3 protein-coding genes and 1 pseudogene are annotated in these 2982 nt (G+C 70.3%); 1 reads left to right on the top strand and 3 read right to left on the bottom strand.

What is annotated here, in order from left to right; all coding sequences use genetic code 11:
* Both ACFOYX_RS14045 and ACFOYX_RS14040 read right to left on the bottom strand, forming a co-directional pair.
* Nucleotides 1-804: amidohydrolase family protein (locus ACFOYX_RS14045; protein ID WP_377534012.1), on the bottom strand; the 804-nt coding region annotated here is incomplete at its 3' end.
* A gap of 156 nt (nt 805-960) precedes the next feature.
* Nucleotides 961-2109, bottom strand: a complete 1149-nt coding sequence (locus tag ACFOYX_RS14040; protein WP_322441725.1) for a transposase — start codon at nt 2107-2109, stop codon at nt 961-963.
* Between the two features lie 23 nt (nt 2110-2132).
* On the opposite strand from ACFOYX_RS14040, the gene tnpA reads away from it, so the two are divergent.
* A complete protein-coding gene (gene tnpA / locus ACFOYX_RS14035) occupies nt 2133-2561 on the top strand; it encodes an IS200/IS605 family transposase (protein ID WP_322441726.1) in 429 nt (142 codons plus the stop codon).
* Between the two features lie 54 nt (nt 2562-2615).
* Here tnpA and ACFOYX_RS14030 read toward each other — a convergent pair.
* A pseudogene (locus ACFOYX_RS14030) lies at nt 2616-2906 on the bottom strand (amidohydrolase); the annotation flags it as partial.
* Nucleotides 2907-2982: the final 76 nt, after the last annotated feature.

The raw sequence follows: 2982 nt of genomic DNA, 5'->3' as shown, positions 1-2982 counted from the left end.
GGCGTACGGGTAGGGGAGGTTCGGGAAGTCGCTGCCGAGCAGCACCTTGCCGGCCAGCCCCAGCTCGCCCAGCCGGGGCAGGTCGCCGGCCGGGAACGGCATGAACCGGTTGAAGAACGAGGTGAACGCCATGGTGGTGTCCAGCCGCACCCGCTCGTACTTCTCCGCCAGGTCGAGAAACGCGGTGTAGTCGGGCGCGCCCAGATGGGCCACGACCGCGGTCAGCCCCGGATGCCGGGCGAGCAGCGCGGCGAACGGCTCCGGGCCGGTGTGCGCGGTGCCGACCGGTGCGTGCCCGGCGTGCACCACCACCGGCTCGCCCGCGCCGGCGAGCAGCCCCCACGCCGCGGCCCGCGCCGGGTCGGTGGGGAGGAACCCGCCGACCTGGACGTGCACCTTGAACACCCGGGCGCCGGCGTCGAGCGCCCCGGCGACGTACCGGACGGCGTCCGGCTCGGGGTAGAAGGTGGCCGAGGGCAGGCAGCCGGGGGTGGCGTGGGCGAACTCCAGCGTCCACCGGTTCAGCGCCTCCGCCATCCCGGGCCGGTGCGGGTACGCCAGCGCGGTGAACGCCCGTACGCCGAGCCGGCGCAGGTGCGCCACCCGCTCCGCGTCGCTCCACCGGTACCGGATCGGCCACTCCGTGCCGACCAGCGGCCCGGCCGCGTCGAAGTACGCCCACACCTTGCGCAGCAGCCGGGGCGGCAGGAAGTGGGTGTGCACGTCGGCGAGCCCGGGCAGCCCCAGCCGCTGCCAGAACGAGGGTACGGCCAGGTCCTCGACCGGCGGGCGGCCGCCCTCCACTACGCCAGACTGCTGGGCCGGCCCGTCCGGCGAATCGGCCGGCGGTCGCGTCCCGCCGGCTGGCGGGTCGGGTGGGTCGGTCACACTTCGATGGTCAGCTTCTCGGCCCTGAAGGGGCTGAGCTTGCGGATCGTTGCTCGGTGCTGGCTGCATCGGTCACGCCGCGTTCGGCAGGCTGACGGCTGCCCAGTCCGCGGCGCCGCGTGCGGCGATGTTGCGGGCTGCGTTCACGTCGGCGTGCTCAGCGAAGCCGCACGACGTGCATCGGAAGGTGGATTGGTTGGGTCGGTTGGCCTTGGCGAGGTGCCCGCAGGCGGAGCAGCCCTGCGAGGTGTACGCCGGGTCGACGTAGACGAAGGCCACTCCGGTCCGCGCCGCCTTGTAGGCGATGAACTGGCGGAGTTGGTGGAATGCCCACGAGTGCAGTGTGACCCGCTGGGGCCGTCGGAGCCGTACCCGGTCGCGGATGCCGCCCAGGTTTTCCAGGGCGATGCCGCGGCCGGTGCGTTCGGCCTCGGTCACGATCTGCTTGGCGATGCGATGGTTGATGTCGGCCGCGAATCGCGCTTCCTTGCGGCGGCGGGCCTTCAGGAGCCGCTTGGCGGACTTGGTGCCGATGCGCTGAAGTTTGGCCCGCAGCCGCTGATTACGATGGCGCACCCGGTTCAAACCCTTGCCGCAGTGCCGGGTCCCGGCGCTGGTGGTGGCGATGTTCGCGATGCCCAGGTCGACGCCGAGGAACCCGTCGGGCTCCTTAACCTCGACGTCAGGGATGTCGCAGGTGGCGTTCAGAAACCACTTGCCGTCACGGTGCACCAGGTCAGACTCGCCTCTGCGGTGGGCGGACAGCACCGCGTACTGCGCGTCAGAGCACCCGAATCGGATGCCGGCCTGTCGGCCCGCCGTCGCCCAGATGGAGACCGTGCGGGAGCGCATCTGCCAGGACAGGCAGCGGTCGTCGAACGGTTGGGCGGCGTCGCGGCGGAACACGATCGGCTTCGCCTCAGCCTTGCGGCGGCGCTTCGACCCGGGTTTGCCGAGGTTGCCGGCACGGATGTTGGCCTTCAGCGTGGCGTAGGCGCCGGCGACCTTGCGGGCGACGTGGATCGCCGGCTGGGCCGACAACCCCATGTCCTTCAGCCGCCGGTAGGTGAGTCGCTGCAACGCCCGCTTGGCGAACACCCGCGCCCGGTACGCCTCGGCGGAGGCGAGGTTCGCGGCGTCGTTGCCCAGGGTCAGCGTGTCTTGCGACGCCGCCTCCTGGCCGGCGTCGGGAAACAGCCGCACCTGCACGACGAGCTTCACGTCCACAGTATAACGTCTGGCCTATGTCACCACGATGGACCGCGGACCCCAATATCCGGCGAGGCCGCAGCATCGTTCACGACCTGCACGCACATCTGGTCTTCGTCACGAAATATCGCCGCGGTGTACTCGATGAGGCGATGCTCGCCCGCTGCGAGCAGGTCATGACCGACGTGTGCGCAAGCATGGAAGCCGAACTGGCCGAGTTCAACGGCGAGGACGACCACGTACACCTACTCGTGCGCTACCCCCCGAAACTAGCGATCTCCACGCTGGTCAACTCCCTCAAAGGCGTGTCCGCTCATTACCTGCGCAAGGAATTCACAGGCCAGATCAACCGGCACCTCATACACGGCCACCTGTGGTCACCGTCCTACTTCGCCGCATCCTGCGGCGGGGCGCCCCTGGCCATAGTCAAGGATTACATCGACCGGCAGAAGTGCCCCGAGTGAACCCCCATTTCCTCCCGGCCCTGAACCGCCGGGATTTCCTGGCGATCACCTGCTGAACACCCGTGCCTTGGCGCGCAACGCTTCGGTGAGGTAGCGGATGGCCCGGGCTCGGGGAAGAAGGTGGCCGAGGGGAGGCAGCCGGGGGTACGCGCGGCGAAGTTGAGCTCCAGCGACTCAGCGGCTCCGCCATCCCGGGCCGCTGCTGTACGCCTGCGCGGCGAACGCCCGGACGCCGAGCCGGCGCAGGTGTGCCACCCGCTTCGCGTCGTCCTACCGGTAGCGGATCGGCCAATCGGTGCCGACCAGTGGGCCGGCCGCGTCGATGTACGCCCACACCTTGGCCAGGCTCAAACCTCGATGTTGAACCGCTGCAGCACCGACGGCGCGACCAGCCCCACCGCGGCGAGCACCGCGAGGACGG

Source organism: Micromonospora sp. GCM10011541 (assembly GCF_042650725.1).
GTDB classification, from domain to species: domain Bacteria; phylum Actinomycetota; class Actinomycetes; order Mycobacteriales; family Micromonosporaceae; genus Micromonospora; species Micromonospora sicca.
This window is presented reverse-complemented; position numbering and strand designations above follow the sequence as displayed.